This is a genomic window from Aphanothece sacrum FPU1, assembly GCF_003864295.1.
GTDB classification, from domain to species: Bacteria; Cyanobacteriota; Cyanobacteriia; order Cyanobacteriales; family Microcystaceae; genus Aphanothece_B; species Aphanothece_B sacrum.
In genome coordinates this window covers 125,372-144,521 of record NZ_BDQK01000016.1, presented here as the reverse complement: position 1 = coordinate 144,521, position 19,150 = coordinate 125,372, and the positions used below count along the sequence as shown (strand labels likewise).

22 protein-coding genes and 1 pseudogene are annotated in these 19,150 nt (G+C 38.0%); 11 read left to right on the top strand and 12 right to left on the bottom strand.

Going from position 1 to position 19,150, the window contains the following annotated elements; all coding sequences use genetic code 11:
* Nucleotides 1-260: 260 nt before the first annotated feature.
* The 4 genes and pseudogenes from AsFPU1_RS23460 to AsFPU1_RS18750 all read right to left on the bottom strand — a co-directional run.
* Nucleotides 261-890 (bottom strand): annotated as a pseudogene (locus AsFPU1_RS23460) (caspase family protein); the annotation flags it as partial.
* A complete protein-coding gene (locus AsFPU1_RS18760) occupies nucleotides 883-1,236 on the bottom strand; it encodes a Pepco domain-containing protein (RefSeq protein ID WP_124978568.1) in 354 nt (117 codons plus the stop codon). The pseudogene AsFPU1_RS23460 and the gene AsFPU1_RS18760, both read right to left, overlap by 8 nt.
* Before the next feature lie 222 nt (nucleotides 1,237-1,458).
* The gene (locus AsFPU1_RS18755; protein WP_124978570.1) at nucleotides 1,459-1,923 is read right to left on the bottom strand and encodes a transthyretin-like family protein; all 465 of its coding nucleotides are present in this window, start codon (nucleotides 1,921-1,923) and stop codon (nucleotides 1,459-1,461) included.
* A gap of 172 nt (nucleotides 1,924-2,095) precedes the next feature.
* Nucleotides 2,096-2,530, bottom strand: coding sequence for a peroxiredoxin (locus tag AsFPU1_RS18750; RefSeq protein WP_124978572.1), 435 nt, complete (start codon nucleotides 2,528-2,530; stop codon nucleotides 2,096-2,098).
* 210 nt (nucleotides 2,531-2,740) lie between these two features.
* On the opposite strand from AsFPU1_RS18750, the gene murJ reads away from it, so the two are divergent.
* Complete coding sequence (gene murJ / locus AsFPU1_RS18745) at nucleotides 2,741-4,342, top strand: murein biosynthesis integral membrane protein MurJ (RefSeq protein WP_124978574.1); 1,602 nt, start codon at nucleotides 2,741-2,743, stop codon at nucleotides 4,340-4,342.
* A 108-nt stretch (nucleotides 4,343-4,450) separates the two neighbouring features.
* On the opposite strand, the gene AsFPU1_RS22780 is transcribed toward murJ, so the two are convergent.
* Together AsFPU1_RS22780 and rbp are read right to left on the bottom strand one after the other, a co-directional pair.
* Nucleotides 4,451-4,612, bottom strand: coding sequence for an Asl3888 family RNA-binding protein (locus tag AsFPU1_RS22780; RefSeq protein ID WP_172957596.1), 162 nt, complete (start codon nucleotides 4,610-4,612; stop codon nucleotides 4,451-4,453).
* A 119-nt stretch (nucleotides 4,613-4,731) separates the two neighbouring features.
* Nucleotides 4,732-5,031 carry an RNA-binding regulator gene (rbp, locus tag AsFPU1_RS18740; RefSeq protein WP_124978576.1) on the bottom strand — a complete coding sequence of 100 codons (300 nt, stop codon included), beginning with the start codon at nucleotides 5,029-5,031 and terminating at the stop codon, nucleotides 4,732-4,734.
* Between the two features lie 229 nt (nucleotides 5,032-5,260).
* On the opposite strand from rbp, the gene AsFPU1_RS18735 reads away from it, so the two are divergent.
* From AsFPU1_RS18735 to AsFPU1_RS18720, 4 genes are all read left to right on the top strand, one after another.
* Complete coding sequence (locus tag AsFPU1_RS18735; protein ID WP_124978578.1) at nucleotides 5,261-6,241, top strand: hypothetical protein; 981 nt, start codon at nucleotides 5,261-5,263, stop codon at nucleotides 6,239-6,241.
* Between the two features lie 14 nt (nucleotides 6,242-6,255).
* The gene (locus tag AsFPU1_RS18730; protein WP_124978580.1) at nucleotides 6,256-6,513 is read left to right on the top strand and encodes a CRR7 family NDH-1 assembly protein; all 258 of its coding nucleotides are present in this window, start codon (nucleotides 6,256-6,258) and stop codon (nucleotides 6,511-6,513) included.
* Nucleotides 6,514-6,744: 231 nt separating this feature from the next.
* Nucleotides 6,745-9,270 (top strand): mannose-1-phosphate guanyltransferase, encoded by a 2,526-nt coding sequence (locus AsFPU1_RS18725; RefSeq protein ID WP_124978582.1) that lies wholly within the window; start codon nucleotides 6,745-6,747, stop codon nucleotides 9,268-9,270.
* Nucleotides 9,271-9,334: 64 nt separating this feature from the next.
* Nucleotides 9,335-9,814: a single-stranded DNA-binding protein gene (locus AsFPU1_RS18720; protein WP_124978584.1), complete on the top strand. Its 480-nt coding sequence runs from the start codon at nucleotides 9,335-9,337 to the stop codon at nucleotides 9,812-9,814.
* 233 nt (nucleotides 9,815-10,047) lie between these two features.
* Here AsFPU1_RS18720 and AsFPU1_RS18715 read toward each other — a convergent pair whose 3' ends face one another.
* The gene (locus AsFPU1_RS18715) at nucleotides 10,048-11,166 is read right to left on the bottom strand and encodes an RNA-guided endonuclease InsQ/TnpB family protein (RefSeq protein ID WP_227873431.1); all 1,119 of its coding nucleotides are present in this window, start codon (nucleotides 11,164-11,166) and stop codon (nucleotides 10,048-10,050) included.
* 52 nt (nucleotides 11,167-11,218) lie between these two features.
* On the opposite strand from AsFPU1_RS18715, the gene tnpA reads away from it, so the two are divergent.
* Complete coding sequence (tnpA, locus tag AsFPU1_RS18710; protein ID WP_124973012.1) at nucleotides 11,219-11,635, top strand: IS200/IS605 family transposase; 417 nt, start codon at nucleotides 11,219-11,221, stop codon at nucleotides 11,633-11,635.
* Between the two features lie 222 nt (nucleotides 11,636-11,857).
* On the opposite strand, the gene AsFPU1_RS18705 is transcribed toward tnpA, so the two are convergent.
* From AsFPU1_RS18705 to AsFPU1_RS18685, 5 genes are all read right to left on the bottom strand, one after another.
* On the bottom strand, nucleotides 11,858-12,430 hold the full coding sequence (locus AsFPU1_RS18705; RefSeq protein ID WP_124978586.1) for a hypothetical protein: 573 nt from the start codon (nucleotides 12,428-12,430) through the stop codon (nucleotides 11,858-11,860).
* Between the two features lie 80 nt (nucleotides 12,431-12,510).
* On the bottom strand, nucleotides 12,511-13,242 hold the full coding sequence (locus tag AsFPU1_RS18700) for a hypothetical protein (protein WP_124978588.1): 732 nt from the start codon (nucleotides 13,240-13,242) through the stop codon (nucleotides 12,511-12,513).
* 257 nt (nucleotides 13,243-13,499) lie between these two features.
* Complete coding sequence (locus AsFPU1_RS18695; RefSeq protein WP_124978590.1) at nucleotides 13,500-13,841, bottom strand: hypothetical protein; 342 nt, start codon at nucleotides 13,839-13,841, stop codon at nucleotides 13,500-13,502.
* A gap of 73 nt (nucleotides 13,842-13,914) precedes the next feature.
* Nucleotides 13,915-14,811 (bottom strand): ABC transporter permease, encoded by an 897-nt coding sequence (locus AsFPU1_RS18690; RefSeq protein WP_124978592.1) that lies wholly within the window; start codon nucleotides 14,809-14,811, stop codon nucleotides 13,915-13,917.
* 12 nt (nucleotides 14,812-14,823) lie between these two features.
* Nucleotides 14,824-15,843 (bottom strand): ABC transporter ATP-binding protein, encoded by a 1,020-nt coding sequence (locus tag AsFPU1_RS18685; protein ID WP_124978594.1) that lies wholly within the window; start codon nucleotides 15,841-15,843, stop codon nucleotides 14,824-14,826.
* Between the two features lie 253 nt (nucleotides 15,844-16,096).
* On the opposite strand from AsFPU1_RS18685, the gene AsFPU1_RS18680 reads away from it, so the two are divergent.
* The 5 genes from AsFPU1_RS18680 (at nucleotide 16,097) to AsFPU1_RS18660 (ending at nucleotide 19,111) form a co-directional block, all read left to right on the top strand.
* Complete coding sequence (locus AsFPU1_RS18680) at nucleotides 16,097-16,345, top strand: hypothetical protein (RefSeq protein ID WP_124978596.1); 249 nt, start codon at nucleotides 16,097-16,099, stop codon at nucleotides 16,343-16,345.
* Nucleotides 16,346-16,469: 124 nt separating this feature from the next.
* The gene (locus tag AsFPU1_RS18675; protein ID WP_124978598.1) at nucleotides 16,470-16,721 is read left to right on the top strand and encodes a 2TM domain-containing protein; all 252 of its coding nucleotides are present in this window, start codon (nucleotides 16,470-16,472) and stop codon (nucleotides 16,719-16,721) included.
* Nucleotides 16,714-17,022, top strand: coding sequence for a DUF3181 family protein (locus AsFPU1_RS18670; protein WP_124978600.1), 309 nt, complete (start codon nucleotides 16,714-16,716; stop codon nucleotides 17,020-17,022). Before AsFPU1_RS18675 ends, AsFPU1_RS18670 begins: the two co-directional genes overlap by 8 nt.
* A 7-nt stretch (nucleotides 17,023-17,029) precedes the next feature.
* Nucleotides 17,030-17,488 carry a hypothetical protein gene (locus AsFPU1_RS18665; RefSeq protein WP_124978602.1) on the top strand — a complete coding sequence of 153 codons (459 nt, stop codon included), beginning with the start codon at nucleotides 17,030-17,032 and terminating at the stop codon, nucleotides 17,486-17,488.
* Between the two features lie 447 nt (nucleotides 17,489-17,935).
* Nucleotides 17,936-19,111: an ISH3 family transposase gene (locus AsFPU1_RS18660; RefSeq protein ID WP_227873682.1), complete on the top strand. Its 1,176-nt coding sequence runs from the start codon at nucleotides 17,936-17,938 to the stop codon at nucleotides 19,109-19,111.
* Nucleotides 19,112-19,150: the final 39 nt, after the last annotated feature.

The following is a 19,150-nucleotide window of genomic DNA, read 5'->3' as shown; positions in this document are numbered from 1 at the left end:
TCAATAGCATCGATCGCGTCTCTATCTGCGGGTGAAATAGCTAACACCCTAATCCACAACTGCCTAGCTAGAGCATAATTTTTCCTTCTTTCTTCCCTCACAGCGTCTAATTTGAGGGTTTCTGCATCTTTTAGGGTTGCTTGTTGAGGTAACAGGATTAAATGATATTTTGTGACCGGTTCCGCGATCGCATAGGGACGCTGAATAAGGGGTTTTTGATAGCGTGTGACAATTTCTGGCACACGATAACGTAATCTATCATAAAGACGTTCTACGGTCGCACAGTTGTCAGTTCCTTTGATTCTGAGAGCTTCTAACAGGGCATAGGTAAAAGCACCTTGTTGTAGTTCGTCAATCTCATAAGACACCATTTTCGGGTCACACCCATAAAAAGTGATCACCCCTTGAGGTTGTTCTAAACCTATACCTCTACCATCTCGACTGCCATCCGAACGGCAAGCATCCAGGAATAATACCACATTATCCGCCCCACACCGTCGTAAACGCTCAGTTATCCAACTTACAGATAGCGCACTTCCGGCCACATCACCAGGATCACTATCAGATAACATCAAATAATCCCGATCTTGATCACGTTTACCATGTCCAGCAAAAAAGAACCATAAATTATCCCCCGCACCTAATAAGGGTGTATCAAATTGCGCTCGGAGAAATCTTCTGAGACTGCCGTAAGTTGGTTTAGTAGAAATGGGGGGATTAACTGGTATTGCAGGGGAATCTTCTGTAAATAGAAAAACTCTGTCAAAATTACCTTCTAGGGGATGTTTACACCATATATCTATAGCCTCCGCATCCCGTTTAGCAAAATGAAGGTTTTTGAGATTATCATAATGATTGACACCAATAGCGATCGCCCAATTCTTAGCCATCTTTTCGCTTAAATTTGAAGGTCATTGCGCCTTTTCCTCCTGCTTTCCCTCCTATTCCCAATAAACTAACCTTTCCCTCACCATTAATCTCGACAGATAATTCTACTTCTTCTAATCTCATTTGACTATTAGGGGGATCAGCTTCATCGAGCATTTCTCTCATAGCCCCGATAAATGCCTTAATTTCCGCTTTTAGCTTATCTAACTCCACCTCAGTTCGCCTCACCCCCATAACTTCAGGAATGATAGCTTCTCTTATTAGTCTCCCACCCGTATCTTCACTTCCTCTGCTTCCCTTTTCCTCTATGGTGGCCGTAATAATGCCGATTTTTTCGCCTGATGTCATGAATGCCTCTCTTTTAGCTAAAACCTCTAATAATTGTATTACTTTTGTTAAATATATTAGTAGATTAATACACTATGGCTTATTTATTGTAGTACGAGCTTCTATCGTGGATTTTTTGTAGAGGCAGGATTTTTGTAGGGGCGGATTTTTGTAGGGGCGGGTTTTTTTCTGTATTTATGATGCTCAAAAATAAGTTAAATCAACCCGCCCCTACATTTTTATTTAAACTTTTTTCCGTAAAAATACAAACCAACTTGCTCCAATTCCAGCAGTAATTATGAGACTTTCAATAGGACTTAAAGCACTGGAACTATAGTGAAGATCTTGTTGATCTTTTTGACTAATCTTATCAACTTCAATGCCTTTTTCATCAACTGGAACTGTTAAATAATCTTCATGACCTTCTTGTAAAATTTCAACTTGCCAATCTCCTTTTATAGATTTATCGGGTAAAAAAGAAAATCGTCCTTCTTCGTCTGTTTTTCCCTCCATCCAAGGTTTATCAGGATTATTAGGCGCGTAAACCATAACTTTTGCTCCTTTTAACGGTTCTCCTGTGCTATATTTTGTTTGAAACTCTAATTGATTAGACAATAAATAGTTAGTTTCTACTGCATGAGCTAAGATTTTAGTAGGGATAGCCACAATACCTAATAAAATAGGTAACAAGACAAGTAGTTTCTTCATGGTAACAATGCTCCTCATGTAATTATTTATATACTTAAAACTATAACAGTTTATAATTAAGATAGTCATTTTAGTAGGATGCGTTCCCAACGCATCAAAACGTAGTTTAATAATGTAGTTTAATAATGTAGTTTAGTGAGGATGCGTCCCCGACGCATCCTAATACAGTTAATTAACCCATAGATTCTAAAATATCTTGAGCATGAGTTCCCGTATTAACCTGTTGATCAGCAGAACTAATTTTACCTTCTCCATCAATAATATAGGTAACTCGCTTAGAATAACCACCACCATCAACATCATAGGCCTTAGTTAAACTGCCATCTTTATCTACTAATAATTGAAAAGGTAAACCATATTTCTCCTTAAACTTTTTATGAGAAGCTTGATCATCCATACTGACCCCTAAAACCACAATATCTTTATCTTGATACTGTTCATAATTATCCCGAAAGCTTTGAGCTTCTTTCGTACAACCAGGTGTGTCATCCTTGGGATAGAAATACAAAACTACAACTTTGCCTTTAAAGTCAGACAAGGAAACAGTATTACCTTCATCATCAATGGTAGTAAAGGCAGGGGCAACACTTCCAACAGCTAAAGCCATAATAACTCATTCCTAAAGTGAATCCCCACAAATAAACTGGGGTTGATTATCCTTGCACACAATTCATTATACCAAAGCCGTCCTAAAGATACGGGGTTTTAAACTCAAATTTTCCATAAATAGACCCTTGACTAGCATCAGGGGTTTTAAACCGCATAAAGTATTATGTAGAGTAGATAATTGATCATTGAACATTTTCCTTAAAATCCCGTGTCTGATAAGAATAAAAAGTCTCGTTCCCTGGTAGGTATTGCTGGAATAGTCGCTCTTGCTACCCTCATTAGTAAACTATTCGGGTTATTCCGAGAACAAGTTATCGCTGCTGCTTTTGGGGTTGGCCCTGTGGTTAATGCTTACGCCTATGCTTATGTTGTCCCTGGTTTTTTGTTAATTCTTCTCGGTGGAATTAATGGCCCTTTTCATAGTGCTTTAGTTAGTGTCATTGCTAAACGTAATAAGTCAGAAGCGGCCCCTATCGTCGAAACTGTTACTACCTTAGTTAGTATTCTACTACTATTCGTAACAGTAATTTTAATTTTCTTTGCCGGAACTTGTATTGATTTGTTGGCCCCTGGTTTAGAACCAATAGCTAAAGCGATCGCTGTGCAACAATTACAAATAATGGCCCCGTTAGCTTTATTTGCCGGACTCATTGGTATTGGATTTGGTACACTCAATGCGGCGGATCAATATTGGTTGCCTAGTATCAGCCCTTTATTCTCTAGTTTAACAGTTATTATTGGAGTTGGGGTCTTGGCCTGGCAAGTGGGTGACAAAATTAACACCCCTCAATATATTCAATTAGGGGGAGTAATATTAGCCGCAGGAACCCTAGCAGGAGGGGTTTTACAGTGGTTAAGTCAAATTATGGCACAAATTCAGTCAGGGCTAGGTAAATTGCGTTTACGCTTTGACTGGCGTATTCCTGGGGTGAAAGATGTGATGAATGTGATGGCCCCAGCTACTCTATCATCAGGGATGTTACATATTAATGTTTATACTGATTTATTTTTTGCTTCTTTTATTCCTAATGCGGCGGCCGCTATGCGTTATGGCAATTTTATTGTCTTAACGCCTTTGGGGATTATTTCTAATATGATTTTAGTGCCATTTATGCCTGTTTTCTCTCGTTTAGCGGCCCCTGAAAATTGGACGGAATTAAAATTAAGAATTCGTCAGGGACTTTTATTAACTGCTTTGACGATGTTACCTTTTACTGCTATTTTTATTGCTTTGGCTTCCCCTATTATTCGCCTAATTTATCAACGGGGGGCGTTTAAATCAGCAGATTCTGATATAGTTATTCCGGTTTTGATGGCTTATGGTGTGGGAATGTTCTTTTATTTAGGTCGAGATATTTTAGTAAGGGTATTTTATGCGTTAGGGGATGGAGAAACTCCTTTTAAAGTAAGTATTTTAAATATTTTTTTCAATGGTTTGCTTGATTTTTTATTATACAAACCTTTGGGTACTCCTGGATTAGTATTTGCTACGGTTGGAGTTAATGTTATCTCAATGATTATATTTTTAGGAATTCTTCATAAGCGTCTTAATGGTTTACCGCTTAAAGAGTGGGGAATATCTCTATTAGCATTAACAGGAATTAGTGTTATAGCTGGTTTAGGCAGTTGGGGAGTCTGTGGGTTATGGGAACAATTTTTAGGAAGTGATAATTTATTATTTCAATTATTACAATTAAGTGTCGCAGTTGGGGTTGCCTTTGGCTTATTTCTCTTATTGGCTATACCCTTAAAGTTACCAGAAGTTGATATTCTATTGTCTCGTATTCTTCAAAAGTTCAAAAAAGCTTAATTAGAATTAATAAAAACCCCAACCATCATTAAGATTGAGTTGGGGGGAATTTTAAGTTAATAGTAGTAAACTTTTTATGAGATCACTAAATAACTTTGTGAGGGTATATTAGTCTTCACCTTCTTGTTTCTCAGCAGCATTACCATTACCATTGTTAGAATAGCGTTTACCTCCCCGTGAAGAGAAACGAGAAGATTTTTGACGAAATTGACGAGCATAAGCTTGATTTCGCTCAGCTTTCTCTTTTTTTAGATTACGACGTTTAGCCACTAAAATTTCCTCATTAAAATAATAAAAGACTCCTGGAAAAGTCTCTACAAGTTAAACTTATTGTAACTTCCAGAAGCGTCACTTGATTGAAATCGGTATTTTTTTACCGCATTTTATCGTTAGTAGTTGTTGCGACGACCGCCTCCACCTCCACCAAAGGAGCGATTATTATTCTCTTCACGAGGTCTAGCTTTATTGACTTTAAGATTTCTTCCCATCCACTCAGCACCATCAAGTGCTTCGATCGCGGCTGTTTCCTGAGCGTCGTCTCCCATTTCAACAAAAGCAAAGCCTCGCATTTTTCCTGTTTCTCGATCCGTTGGTAAATGAACTCTCACAACGGTTCCATACTCGATAAATACCTGACTTACATCTTCTTGTGTAACGTCGTAGGAAAGATTGCCAACATAGATTGACATCGGAACGATCTCCTTAATAATTTAGGTGTGCAGAGATGCAAGACCCTGGAGAGCGAGCCGGTCAATATTAAATTCAGAAAAAACCTGGGGAATACTGACAACAAACTTGATCACCGATCTTGATTCTCATTTCACTAATTATATTAGCACTTTCCTTTAACTCAGAGCAAATTAACGAAATTAGTTTATTTCTCCCCATAAAACTCAACACAAATGATAAATTGGAGCTATGGCGATCTTAAAATTTATCGGCTCAGTTCCTATGTCAGAAGAACACCAACCCTCAACATCAGAGTCTTTTATCTCTTCAGAAACCCTAGAAAATGGTTTATCTCAAGGGGAATTAGTGGCGTTGCTGGAAAACACTCGCCAACAACTTGAGGCCATTGTCACAAAGCTCAATCAGGAATCTTTAGAAAGTTTACCGAATCGCGCTACTGTAGATAATTTAATCAAAAGTACGGAAGCGATCGCTACTTTTTTGACCCCGACAATGGTTTCAGAAGTCCCTCAACCCTCGCCAGAAGTAGCTAAGGCTCAAGAATGGGTTGAAGAACCACAAAAACAACCATCACTAGAATTAGAAGGTCTTGATCGCGCTTTGCCGAGTTTTAACCGTCTAGAAAGTTGGTGGGATGGCATTCTAGGAAGAATTCGCGGTATTCTACCCACTCGAATTAGTGAAAGGCTTTCTGATTGGGGGATTACTGGTATCTTAACAGGGCTTTTGGTAACGGTTTTGTTAACTTCTGTGTTGTTTCTCTCTGGTCCTTTAGGGGAAGGGGTTAACTTATTATCAGAAAGGACAAAACCTGATGTTTCTGTGACTCCACCTCAATTAGAGGCCCCTGAGTCTCCCCAACCTGTTGATATTCTGCCTCCCCCTAAACCCCAATTAACCCCAGAACAAAGTTTAATTGCGGCTATTCAACAGGAAGTAACGAATTTAACCAGTCAATATCCACAAGGATTAATTGGTTCAATTGAGGCTAATTTTTCGGCTAGTCGTTTAATTGTAACAATGGGTGATCAATGGTATAAATTAAGTCCTAATCGACAAACTTCTCTCGGTAATACTATTTTAAAACGATCTAAACGGTTAGATTTTCGTAAATTAGAATTACTCGATAATCAAGGTAATCTAATTGCTCGTAATCCGGTGGTGGGCAATGACATCATAATTTTAGTTAGTTTATCAAATAACATTTAATTACAATTAAAACTATGCCCAATTCAATTATGTATCAAGAGGATGGTTTTGTTGTCCTCGAAACTGATCAAGATGAACAAATTTTAACCCATCAAGAGTTATTAGATAAACTCAAAGATATTTTATCAACTCGTCAAGATGATTTACCCAGAGAGTTACAAAAAATTTCTAGTATTGAAGAACAAGCAGTTTATTTACAGGAAAATTTTTGTGATTTGGATATGGGGCCAGGTAATTATTTACAATGGTATGTGATTCGATTAGAAAAATAGAAAAGTTGATTAAACACAAAACTGAGGTTAAATAAATCCTTTAATTTGAGACAAAAATAAATTTGAAAGTTATAATGAGCAGAAAACCTATGTAAATGATTCTTGTTAAAACAATCAAAAATAACAGTAACTTAAGTCTGTCAAATAATGAGACGATAGGACGAATCAGGAAAAAGGCTAGATCTTAAAAAGTGAGTTGATTCCCGAAAAAAGAACAGGAAAGAAGAATTTATGCGCGCAGTATTGATGGCTGGAGGTTCTGGAACTCGGTTACGTCCTTTAACCTGTGATTTACCTAAACCAATGGTTCCTATTTTAAATCGGCCCATTGCAGAACATATCATCAACCTTCTCAAACGTCACCAGATCACCGAAATTATTGCCACTCTGTATTATTTACCTGATGTAATGCGAGACTACTTCCAAGATGGGAGTGATTTTGGAGTAGAAATGACCTATGCGGTAGAAGATGAACAACCATTAGGAACCGCCGGATGTGTTAAAAATATTGAAGAACTCCTCGATGATACCTTTCTGGTAATTAGTGGGGATAGTATCACCGATTTTGATCTACAAGCAGCGATCGCCTTTCATCGACAAAAAGGGTCAAAAGCAACCATAGTCTTAACCCGTGTTCCCAACCCTGTAGAATTTGGAGTGGTTATTACCGATAAACAACAAAGAATCAGCCGTTTTTTAGAGAAACCCTCCACCAGTGAAATTTTCTCCGATACAGTCAACACAGGAACCTATATTTTAGAACCCGAAGTCCTACAATATTTGCCCAAAAACGAAGAATCAGACTTTTCTAAAGATCTCTTTCCCTTACTCCTTGAACAAGGGGAACCTCTATACGGTTTTATTGCAGAGGGATACTGGTGTGATGTTGGCCATTTAGACGCTTATCGAGAGGCGCAATATGACGGTTTACAAAACAAAGTGAAGCTAGACTTTGCTTATGAGGAGAAATCCCCCGGATTTTGGCTCGGACAAAATACCTATATTGACCCCACCGCTAAAATAGAACCCCCCGTTATTATTGGTGATAATTGTCGCATTGGCCCAGGAGTGATTATAGAACAGGGAACAGTCATTGGGGATAATGTCACTATTGGGGCCGGAAGCGAATTAAAACGTCCTATTCTTTGGAACGGGGTCACGGTTGGGGAGGAAACCTATCTCGCCGCTTGTACTATTGCTAGAGGAACGCGAGTTGATCGTCGATCTCAAATCTTAGAGGGGGTTGTCGTTGGGCCGTTGTGTACTATTGGAGAAGAAGCCCAAATCAGTCATAATGTGCGGGTCTGGCCTAGCAAACGCATAGAATCAGGAGCTATTTTGAATATTAACCTGATTTGGGGTAATACAGCCCATCGTAACCTATTTGGCCAACGAGGGGTAACGGGATTAGCCAATATTGACATTACTCCCGACTTTGCCGTTAAATTAGGGGCCGCCTATGGTTCGACCTTAAAACCTGGGTCGCAAGTGGTTGTCTCACGGGATCAACGCAGTGTATCACGCATGGTGAGTCGTTCCTTAATTGCCGGATTAATGTCAGTGGGGATCAATATTCAAAATTTAGAAGCCACGGCCATTCCTATTTCTCGGACTATGACCCCCAAATTAGGGGTAACAGGAGGGGTTCACTTGCGGGTACATCCTGATCGTCCGGATCATATCCTGATTGAATTTTTTGACGAAAAAGGCATCAATATTTCTAAATCTAAAGAAAAGAAAATTGAGGGGGCTTATTTTAAAGAAGATTTGCGACGGGTGAGTATTTCTGATATTGGGGATATGTCCTATCCGGCCCAAGTTATTGAAACTTATCGTCAAACCTTTGAAACTCAACTCAATGTCGAAGCTATTCGCAATATGGGGTCAAAAATTGTCATTGACTATGTTTATGGGGTGTCTGGCGCGATTTTACCCCAACTGCTGAGCAAATTCGGTTGCGATGCCGTAGTTCTCAATGCTAGTTTACGTCAAACTCCGGTGTCTAATGAGGAACGAGAATCTTTATTACATCAACTTGGCCAAGTGGTGGAGGCCGTCAAAGCGAATTTAGGGGTACAAGTTTCGGCCAACGGAGAACAATTAATTTTAGTTGATGAGTCAGGAATTTCTGTGCGGGGGGAAATGTTAACCGCACTGATGGTTAATACTATCTTAAGAGCATATCCTAGAAGTACGGTAGCGGTTCCGGTTCATGCGTCGAGTGCGGTAGAAGAAATTGCCCGTCGTCATGATGGCAATGTGATCCGCACTAAAGCTAATCCTACGGCTTTGATGGAAGCCTCTCATCTTTATCCTAATGTGGTTTTAGCCGGAAGTGGGGAAACCGGGTTTATTTTTCCGCAAATTCATCCAGGGTTTGACGCGATGTTTAGTGTAGCTAAATTGTTAGAAATGCTCACGGTTCAAGAGCGATCGCTAGTACAAATTCGGGATGAACTGCCCCGTGTTTGCCATAAATCTTATGATATTCGTTGTCCCTGGAAGGTAAAAGGGGCCTTAATGCGTCATTTGGTCGAAACCCATAACCCTGAACAGTTAGAATTAATTGATGGGGTCAAAATTATTAATCCTCAAAATGACAATTGGGTACTCATTTTACCTGATGGGGGCGAACCTTTAGTTCATATTTTCGCTAACAGTGATGATCGAGAATGGGTTGACCATACTCTTAAGGAATATCGTCAAAGGGTACAGGAGTTTATTGAACAAGAACAAGACGATATGGTGAGTATCTAAGCTTCAATAATAGATAATAGATAATTATCAATTGGTAATCAATAAATGGGAGTTAACAACCGTTATGAATAGTTGTGTTTTAATGGTCAAAGTGATTAGTAATCCTGAATTGCGCTATACTCAAGAACAAGTGGAAATTGCTCAAATGTTGGTAGAGTTTCAGGGAGGAAAACCTGAAGATCCCCCCTCTACTCTGAAAGTAGTAGGATGGCGTAATTTAGCTACACAAATTAAAGAAACTTGTCATGAAGGCGATCGCTTAATTATTGAGGGTCGTTTATCAATGACGACCTTTGATCGTCCCGAAGGGTTTAAGGAAAAACGGGCCGAGTTAGTCGCGTCTCATGTTTATTCTTTGGATGGTGATGCTAATACCTTAACCAGTCATACTCCTAGTAGTAATGTGGTGTCAATGGATAGCTTTAAATCTACTCCTACCCCTTCTACTTCCTATCAGACAGAAAGTTATGAGTTAACTGCTCCTGTCCCTAATACTAAAGCATCTGATACCACTGGGGAAGATTTTGATACTATTCCTTTTTAGTTGAGGCGCACTTACCCGTGAACACCAGATGTAGTAGGATGCGTTCCCAACGCATCCCACTATCTATACGGTTAGGCAACAGCCAACAGCCAAGGTTTTCCAACTTCGTAGCAGTTCTTAATATTTGACACTCTCGCCGCTAACCGCTTGGGCGGTGTAGCGGGAGATTCCTGATTCAACGAGCGATGCTTTCTAATACAAGTACCAGCGAGTCTTATTCACTCTCCACAGGCTTAAAATTCCGTCTGTCCGGCGGTATTTATTGACAGTATTCTTAATCCTTCTGCTCTGATATTTTTAGCTGCGTTTTCGTCTCGGTCATGGTGAGTTTGACAATTAGGACAAACCCAATCTCTGATGCTTAAATTTATCAAATTATTTTTGAATCCGCAGCAAGAACAGGTTTTTGTACTTGGATAAAATCTGTCAACTTGAACAAGTTTCCCCCCCTCTCTTTCTAGCTTGTAGCTTAAGAAGTTTAGTAACATACCAAATCCAGCATCAAGTATTGATTTAGCTAATTTGGTACGCGCTAATCCTTTTATACAAAGGTTTTCTGCTACAATGACTTGGTTTTCGTCAACGAGCTTTCTTGAGAGTTTGTGGAGAAAATCTTGTCTAGTATTAGTAATTTTTTCGTGAACAAGAGCGACTTCTTTAATCGCTTTTCTACGGTTGTTAGAACCCTTGGTTCTACGAGATAATTTCTGTTGTCTCCTTTTTAATCGTTTGGCATATTTTCTAGTTGGTTTAATTGGGTCAACCTTATAAGTTGTTTCACCATCAAAGACTGTCACTAGGCTAGATAAGCCTAAATCAATTCCTGAGACTTTAGAGGTTTTATTGATGATTAAATCGTCAGATTCAAATAAAATAGAGGCAAAATATTTACCTGTACTTGTTTTTGAAACTGTCACTGACTTAATCTTTCCTAAAATCTCTTTTGAAAGTTTAGCTTTAACAATCCCCAGTTTTGGGAGCTTTAAACCGTTGTTATTAAGAGAACAACCTTCAGGGTAACGGATTGATTGTTGTTTATATTTACTCTTAAACTTAGGAAATTTAGCCCTTTTAGAAAAGAAATTTTTAAAAGCAGCTTCTAAGTTTTTGAGTGCCTGTTGTAAGGTGGCAGCCGTTGATTCTTGCAACCATTCAAAATCAGGGAGCTTTTTTAGCTGAGTTAGGTCTTTTGCCATTTGGCAATAAGTCATCCCAATCCCAGTTTCTTGATACTGATTGTTAGTCTTATTTAAGTAAAAATTATACACAAATCTTGCACAGCCTAAATTTCGATTTAAGGCAATTTCTTGTGGCTGATTTGGATAAATTCTGACTTTTAAGACATTTAACACGGCTTTCGACCTGTTGTGTTACATTAGCCAGTGTAACACTTAACGCTTTAATATGTCAAACGCTTACAATCATGGATTTAGATCGGTCTACAGACTTAACGCTCATATTGTTTTTGTCGTTAAATACAGAAAACAGGCTATCAGTGAACCTATACTGTCTAGACTTCAAGAAATCTTTAAAGACACTTTAAATAAATGGGATTGTGAATTACTAGAATTTAATGGCGAGTCCGACCATGTTCATTTGCTCATTGACTACAAACCCGATAAACCTTTATCTACTTTAATCGGTAATTTAAAAACTGTTAGTAGTAGGTTGATACGAAAAGAAAACCCTGACTTGTCTAAGAAATACTTTTATGGAAAACCTTATTTTTGGACAGGCTCTTATTTTGTGGCAAGTTGTGGTGGCGTAACTGTTGAACAACTTAAAAATTATGTTGAAAACCAAAATTCCCCTAAGAAATAAGGACTCCCTACGGTCGGTTTATTTGTTGGCAAAAATTCATCTCACCGCTAACCGCTTAGGCGGTGTAGCGGGAGTCCTCTTTTTGCATTTTAGATAGCAATAAATAGGATGGGTTGGGAACCCATCCTACTATCTATACGGTTAGGCAACAGCAAAGGTTTTCAAGCTTCGTAACAGTTATTAATATATATATAGCCGTTTATTTATATGTGACTACTCAGTCTACCAAATTTGCGGCTTAAATTGAGCATCATTCAAAATAATTACACTTTCTCCTGATTGTGCTAACACAAATAAACCTCGACGATAAGCATAATTTGCTACCTCATCTGTTACTATCATAGCTGCAACTGCACCCAAAGCCTTTGCATCACTATAACGGGGCATAAATTCTTTAAATTTAGCTAAACGTTCTAAATGTTCATCTACATCTCTTTGAGTTAATTTACTTTTAACTTCAATTAATATTACTTCTCTTTCATTCACTACTAATAAATCAATTTCTAGACCACCTTGAGGTCTTTTTACTGACACTTCTGTATGTAATTCATGAACATCAATTCCTCTTTCTTGGAATAAACGTACAGCCGCAGGACGCACTTGCCATTCCACAAATTCCCCTAAACGATTACCTAATTTACCTAATTGTTCATTAACTTGTTGAATTTGTCGGTCAGTCTGCTGACGACTTTTTTCAGCCTCTTGAGCTTGTTGGAGTAAAATCCGTCTGGTTTCTTTTTGGGCTTCGATTAATTCCCCTAATAATTGCCAAACCTCATCAGAAGTAGTAGCCATGATTAATTCCTCTCAAAATTCTCTAATTCTATTTTAAGCCCGATGTTAACACATTTCAAATAAATAATAATAATAATAGCCTACCAAACTTGTGGTTGAAATTGAGCGTCATTCAAAATAATTACACTTTCTCCTGATTGCGCTAACACAAATAAACCTCGACGATAAGCATAATTTGCTACCTCATCTGTTACTACCATCGCCGCTACTGCCCCCAAAGCCTTTGCATCACCATAACGGGGCATAAATTCTTTAAATTTAGCTAAACGTTCTAAATGTTCATCTACATCTCTTTGAGTTAATTTACTTTTAACTTCAATTAATATTACTTCTGTTTCATTGACCACTAATAAATCAATTTCTAGACCACCTTGAGGTCTTTTTACTGACACTTCTGTATGTAATTCATGAACATCAATTCCTCTTTCTTGGAATAAACGTACAGCCGCAGGACGTACTTGCCATTCCACAAATTCCCCTAAACGATTACCTAATTTACCTATTTGTTCACTTACTTGCTGAATTTTTAGGTCAGTTTTTCGGCTTTGTTCTTCGAGAATTCGTTCCGTTTCTTGAAAACTGTGTTTAGTCTCTTGACGATCTTTTTCAACCTGCTGACGATCTTTTTCAACCTGCTGACGATCTTTTTCAGCCTGCTGACGATCTTTTTCAACCTGCTGACGATCTTTTTCAGCCTGCTGACGGCTTTTTTCAGCTTCTTGAGCTTGTTGGAGTAAAATTCGTCTGGTTTCTTTTTGGGCTTCTATTAATTCCCCTAATAATTGCCAAACCTCATCAGAAGTGGTAGCCATGATTAATTCCTCAAAAAACTCTCTAATTCGGCTCTCCTGTACCTGTGGTGATAAGTAAAGCTTATAATTCGTAGGGTGGGTTAGACGCGGCGATAATTTTGATGAAAAACTTATAACTTTTAAGGCGCGTCCTAACCCACCATCTTAAGTATTGTAGATGATTATACATTTTATACTAAGATGTCAGGAGAGCAGGGGCAATTCATGAATTGCCCCTATTGTCTGCCGTACCTATAATTTTTAATTGTTAGCTGTTGCTAATTCTTAGGAATAGGTTGATTCGATGAATTTGAGCCAGCTTGTTGTAATCTTTGTTGCTGCAGACGCTTAAACTCCTCGGCTGCTTTATTAATGCTGTTACGGGTATCGTCAGCAAATTCCTGTCCATCACGACTTCTTTCTAGATTAGCCCGGTGCATAATATCTAGGGGATTAAAAAAGTTTTGCAATTCGTCTTTGTCAGAATTTTGATTACTCGTGGAGACATTTTTATCCACAGAATTAGTCAATTGGGCTAAGGTAAGAGGTGTTAATCCCCCTAAAATTCCCAATAATGTAAAAATGAAAACGAGTTTCTTAGGGGTTGATTTAATGAGCATAATAGTAGTTCACTCCAATACACAATTAAACAATGAAAGACGACGCTTTAAACATTAATTGTTAATTTCTGTTCTAAGCAAAACGACGACGCAATAATGGTTGAATTGTTAATAATATTAACCCATCAAAGGCTAATAAAATTGCCAAAACTCCTGCGACGCTGATGGGGCCCCAAGGTGTCTCTAAGACAATACTACTTAAAGACCAACTTCCCTCAAGATAAATATAACGAATCGGTTCGATCGCATAAGTTAAGGGATTGAGACTAGCCACCATTTGTAACCATTTTGCCATAAATGATAAGGGGGCTAAAGCGGTACTAGCAAACAATAACGGTAAATTTGTCACAAAAATGACCGCAATTAACTCAATATGACCCGGTAAGGCAAAGGCTAATCCTAAACTTAATCCTGTCACCCCTAAGACAATTAAAAAGACAATCAGGGCGATCGCGCTTAATCCGACTAAATTGGGTAATCCTGCCCCTAAAAAGGCACTGGCCGCCACAATAACGGCGGTTTGAATGAAACTGAGGGCAATAATATAAAGGGTAGAAGCGGCCACAATCGAATAACGAGAGGATAAGGGGGCCACTAATAAACGGTTCAAAAACCCAAATTCCCGATCAAACATCACAGGTAATCCCGCATTTAAGGCCCCGGAAAAAGCGGTAAAAACGATAATTCCAGGGGCGAGAAATTGGGCGTAATTCATATCATTCCCGAATAATCCTTGAGGGGCATTATAAAACAAGGCCCCAAACAAAATTAACCACATAAACGGTTGAATTATCCCAGCTATCAAGGTAGAAGGACGACGTTGTAATTGAATAAATAACCGTTTGGTCATGGCTAAGGTTTCTTGTACAAATTCTCCGATTACATTTCCTTCCTCATTAATCGGTGTAAATTGACCTTTTTTGGGGGATAGGGTCGAGGGAATCGGGGGAGGGGTAATAGTTTGACTCATAGAATTATAGGATTATTTCATTTGTTGTTTTTTCTCGGCTTTGAGATCTCGGCCACTGGCCGCCGCTAACTCAGCATCCATCAGGGTTCGCCCTGTTGCAGCTAAATAAACATCATCGAGACTGGGACGAGATTGGGCTAGGCTAAAAATAGGTAAGCCAACTTCTTCTAAGGATTTCTCAATTTTACTTAATGGATTGCTGCCCACACTAACTACTAGGTTAAGAGAATTTCCTTGGGCTGTGTTAATAATAATTTGTTCTACAAAGGGTAAAGCTTGTACAATAGTTTTTGCCTGTTCAGCTTCGGATAAGGGGGAAAATTCCCTAATTCGCAAGGTAACGCGATCGCCACCTAAACGATCTTTTAATTGTGATGGGGTTCCACTAGCAATGACTCGTCCACCATCAATAATGGCTAAACGATCAGCCAGCGCGTCGATTTCTTCGAGATAATGGCTAGTAATCAGTACCGTAGTCCCTGCTTCTCGCAATTTTCGCAAAAAGTCCCAAACAATAAAACGACTTTCTATGTCTAATCCTACGGTGGGTTCATCTAAGACTAATACTTCCGGTTGATGCAGTAATCCGGCCGCTAAATCGAGACGTTTACGAATGCCTCCTGAATAAGTTCCAGTTTTGCGATCGCCATACTCTCCTAAATCTAAGAGGGAGATTAACTGGTTAATTCGTTCTTTAGCGATTGTTTTGGGCAAATGATAGAGGGCTGCTTGCAATTGTAACAATTCGCGCCCTGTTAAAATTTTATCTAGGGCTACTTCTTGGGCCACGTATCCTAAGCGTTTGCGGGTTGCTTTGGGGTAATCTATCACAGAAACTCCCCCCACTTCGATTTTACCCCCATCAGGCTTGGCTAGGGTACATAAACAACGAATGGTGGTGGTTTTTCCGGCCCCATTGGGGCCAAGTAAGCCAAAAATCTCCCCTGGTTGTACACTAAAGGAAATCTCTTTCACGGCTTCGAGTGAGCCATAATTTTTTTTAAGGGAGTCAATAACAATTGCCGGAGTCATAGGAATCAATTATGAAAGCAACGATATAAATCTTAAATTTCTTTTTTCTTCTTCTATTGTAAACTATTGTCTCAAATTTAGCTGTAATTTTACTGTTTTAGAGCCAAGATACTTAGACAAAATAGTTGATCAAGTCTATTCCTAATTGATTTAGAGAATATTATTAAATTTATCTAAAGTTTTCTGTAAGTTGATGATATTCATGTTATAATACGGTTCAATTATTTACAAATAGATTAATAAATAGAACATCATGAAAGATATAAGCACCTCTGAAATTTATACAAATTCACCTAATTTAGTGGATTATCAAGAGCAATTAGCTCTTTCTTTACAAGAAATTAAGGGAGCAATTGAGATTTTAGAAAGTTCTCAAACAGTCACAGATAATAAACTAGAAATAGCTCAAAAATTGGACTTAGCGAATGAAATTTTAGATCAAGTTAATCAAAGACTGAAAGGTTTAGACAAATTTGGTCATGGAGAAGTTGCTGCGGCTTAAAAGAGAAACAATCCCTAAACAATGATGATTAAAAATTGATATAATCTAATATATCTTCTACTCTATGGTATAATAGGGATCGATTCTAAGTTGTTTTTCCTAGTTACCAAGTTATTAAGTATTTATGCCTCCTCGTTGGCCCCGCAAACCTGATCGCGCTGATCCTGATTATCGTCGTCTCGATGATCGCATGAATTTTGCTATTCATGTTGCCCTATTTCTCGCCTGTAATTCTGGTGTCTGGTTTGTCCACAATATTAAAGAAACAGACTGGAGTTGGATTATAGGATTTACGGGAATTTGGGGGGCGATTTTATTGGGTCATCTTATTTATATTGTAGCAATTGCTGATTACTCAAAAAAATCCCATGGCTAATTCTAATACTACTCAAGAAATTGAATCCCTAGCGGCTGAAATTGGAGAATCTATTTACATCGATGTAGCCAAATGGCATCTGTATTTAGCCGAGGCTCATCTACATACAATTGTAGCCGAAAAAGTCTATCCTCTCATAGAAAATGATGAGTTAAGTGAAGCATCAGTTATCTCTATTTTGCGTCAAATTCCCGTTAAATTAGGTGCAGGAAGATTAGAAGTTTCTTTACTCGAATTATTGCCCATGCAATGTCAGGTTAATCTTATTGATTTACTGGAAAAATATCAAAACAATCGGTAATTTAGGCATGAAATTCTATTCCTGTAAACTTATTTTATCTCTTAGTATAGGATTAGGAACTTTAGCCGTTTTTCCCTTGAAAGCATTAACAGAAACCCCCGCTTATGTGTTAGAAGAACTACAACAAGCAAACGTTCGTCAATGGCGAAAAATGGCGGATGCTGAAGAATCTCAAACCTGGAAATATATTTTAAATAGTCCGTTAGGTATTGCGGCCCTTAATCAATTGGCAATTGAAGGGTTTATTAGTCCTACTTGTACAAAAACCTTTTATTTTGAGGAAACATCGGGGGGTTTTCTTAGTTTAATGCGGGTAAAATGTTCTGAACCTCAAGGAGTTTCAATTGCTATTAAGTATGATGAAATTCGGGTAATTTTTAGTCGGTTTGAAGATAATATTGAAGACTTTAAAATTGAAAGAGTGTCACGACAAGAAGGTATTTTAGGAACTCCTTTACCCGATTAAAATATGTTTAGGAGCCTTTACCTGAAAACGTAATCTTTACATACTATATTGATTGTAAATTTCGCCAATATGAAGGAATAGCTCCTTGGTTCCTGAATAAATTAGTTTGTTAAAGGTTGATTTTCCTTCTCAAACAAAGGGCATAGAAGGGAATTTTTACCACATTTTACCCAATTCGGTCAACATCGAGGGAATTTCTAAGGGAGAGTTTGGGGTTCATTTTGATGCAAATGCCCCAGGTTCGGCCGGGTGCATCGTTATTCGTAATAGGCAAGAATCAGTAGATCGCAAAGTCAGTTTCAGAGACGGATTTTTAAAGGTGGCGGTCTCGCTACGCGAGTGCAAAGCAACGCCAATTTAAGTTAAAACAGCCCAAAAAACTCGCCAAACCATAATTTTATCTTATATAATAGAAAGCTGACCTTAACAACAAAATGTAAGACAAAATTGACAGACTTACTCACTAAATTAGCTTTAACTTCTCAAGAAACTTTAGAAAACACAATTAACTGTTTATCAAGTCATATTTCTCTAGAGACAAAAGGAGCCTTTGATATTGAATCATTATTTCAAATTTTGGTTAGAGCAGCAAGTTGTGGAGCCACGATAGAACAAACATCCAAAGAATTAAAGAATGTCCCTTCAAGTAATAATATTAGATATCATCTGAATAAAATTAAGGATTTCAAACAATTAGAGGCTGAAATGAATCTGGCCTTAAAAAGTCAGATACCCAAAGGTTTAAAAAAGAAAAACCAGACCTTAGCTTTAGATATAAATTTAATTCCATATTATGGGGAACCAACAGAAGAAGAACTTCCTTATATTTATCGAAGCCAAGCTAAAGATGGGACTTGTTCTTTTTATGCTTACGCTACTCTCTATGTTATCAAAAATGGAAAAAGAGTGACTTTAGCTATTAGAGGAGTAAGATGGGCAGATACGAAAGCAGCCATTATCACTTATTTATTAGCTGAGTTATCTGACCTAAACATTAAAATTCAAAAAATTTATTTAGATCGAGAGTTTTTCAGTATAGCTGTGATTAGTTGGTTAATTGCTTTAGATATTCCTTTTATTATGCCAGCCATTAAAAGAGGAAAAACGGGGGGAATAAATCAATTTCTCAAAGGAAAAAAAAGCTATAAAACTCATCATACTATGTCCAGTCAGAAAGGCAAATCAGTCACCTTTGAGCTTTGGATAGTTTGTCGATATAAAAAAGGGAAAAGAGGAAAAAATGGCATAGAATATTTAGTGTATGTCGTTCATAAAGTCAAAACCAGTTTATCCTATATTCGAGAGAGCTACCGTCAACGTTTTGGTATTGAAAGTAGCTACCGACTTAAAAATGTCTGTCGCATTAGAACTACTACTAAAAAACCTGTTTTGCGACTTCTATTTGTGGGAATTTCTTTTCTTCTTGTCAATATTTGGGTCAATTTTCTCTGGAGACGAATCAGCCAACCTCGATGTGGAGGAAGATTAATTTACCGAGATAAGTTTCCTTTAAAACAGATGTTATCCTTTTTACGCCAAGCCGTTGAACAAATTTTTGAAACAGTAAAAGAGGTCTATATTCCCTTAGATAATTCTTCGAGACTTCCTTCTCCGAATACATAACTAAAACTTATTAATGAAAACACGGTTTTGTCGCAATCG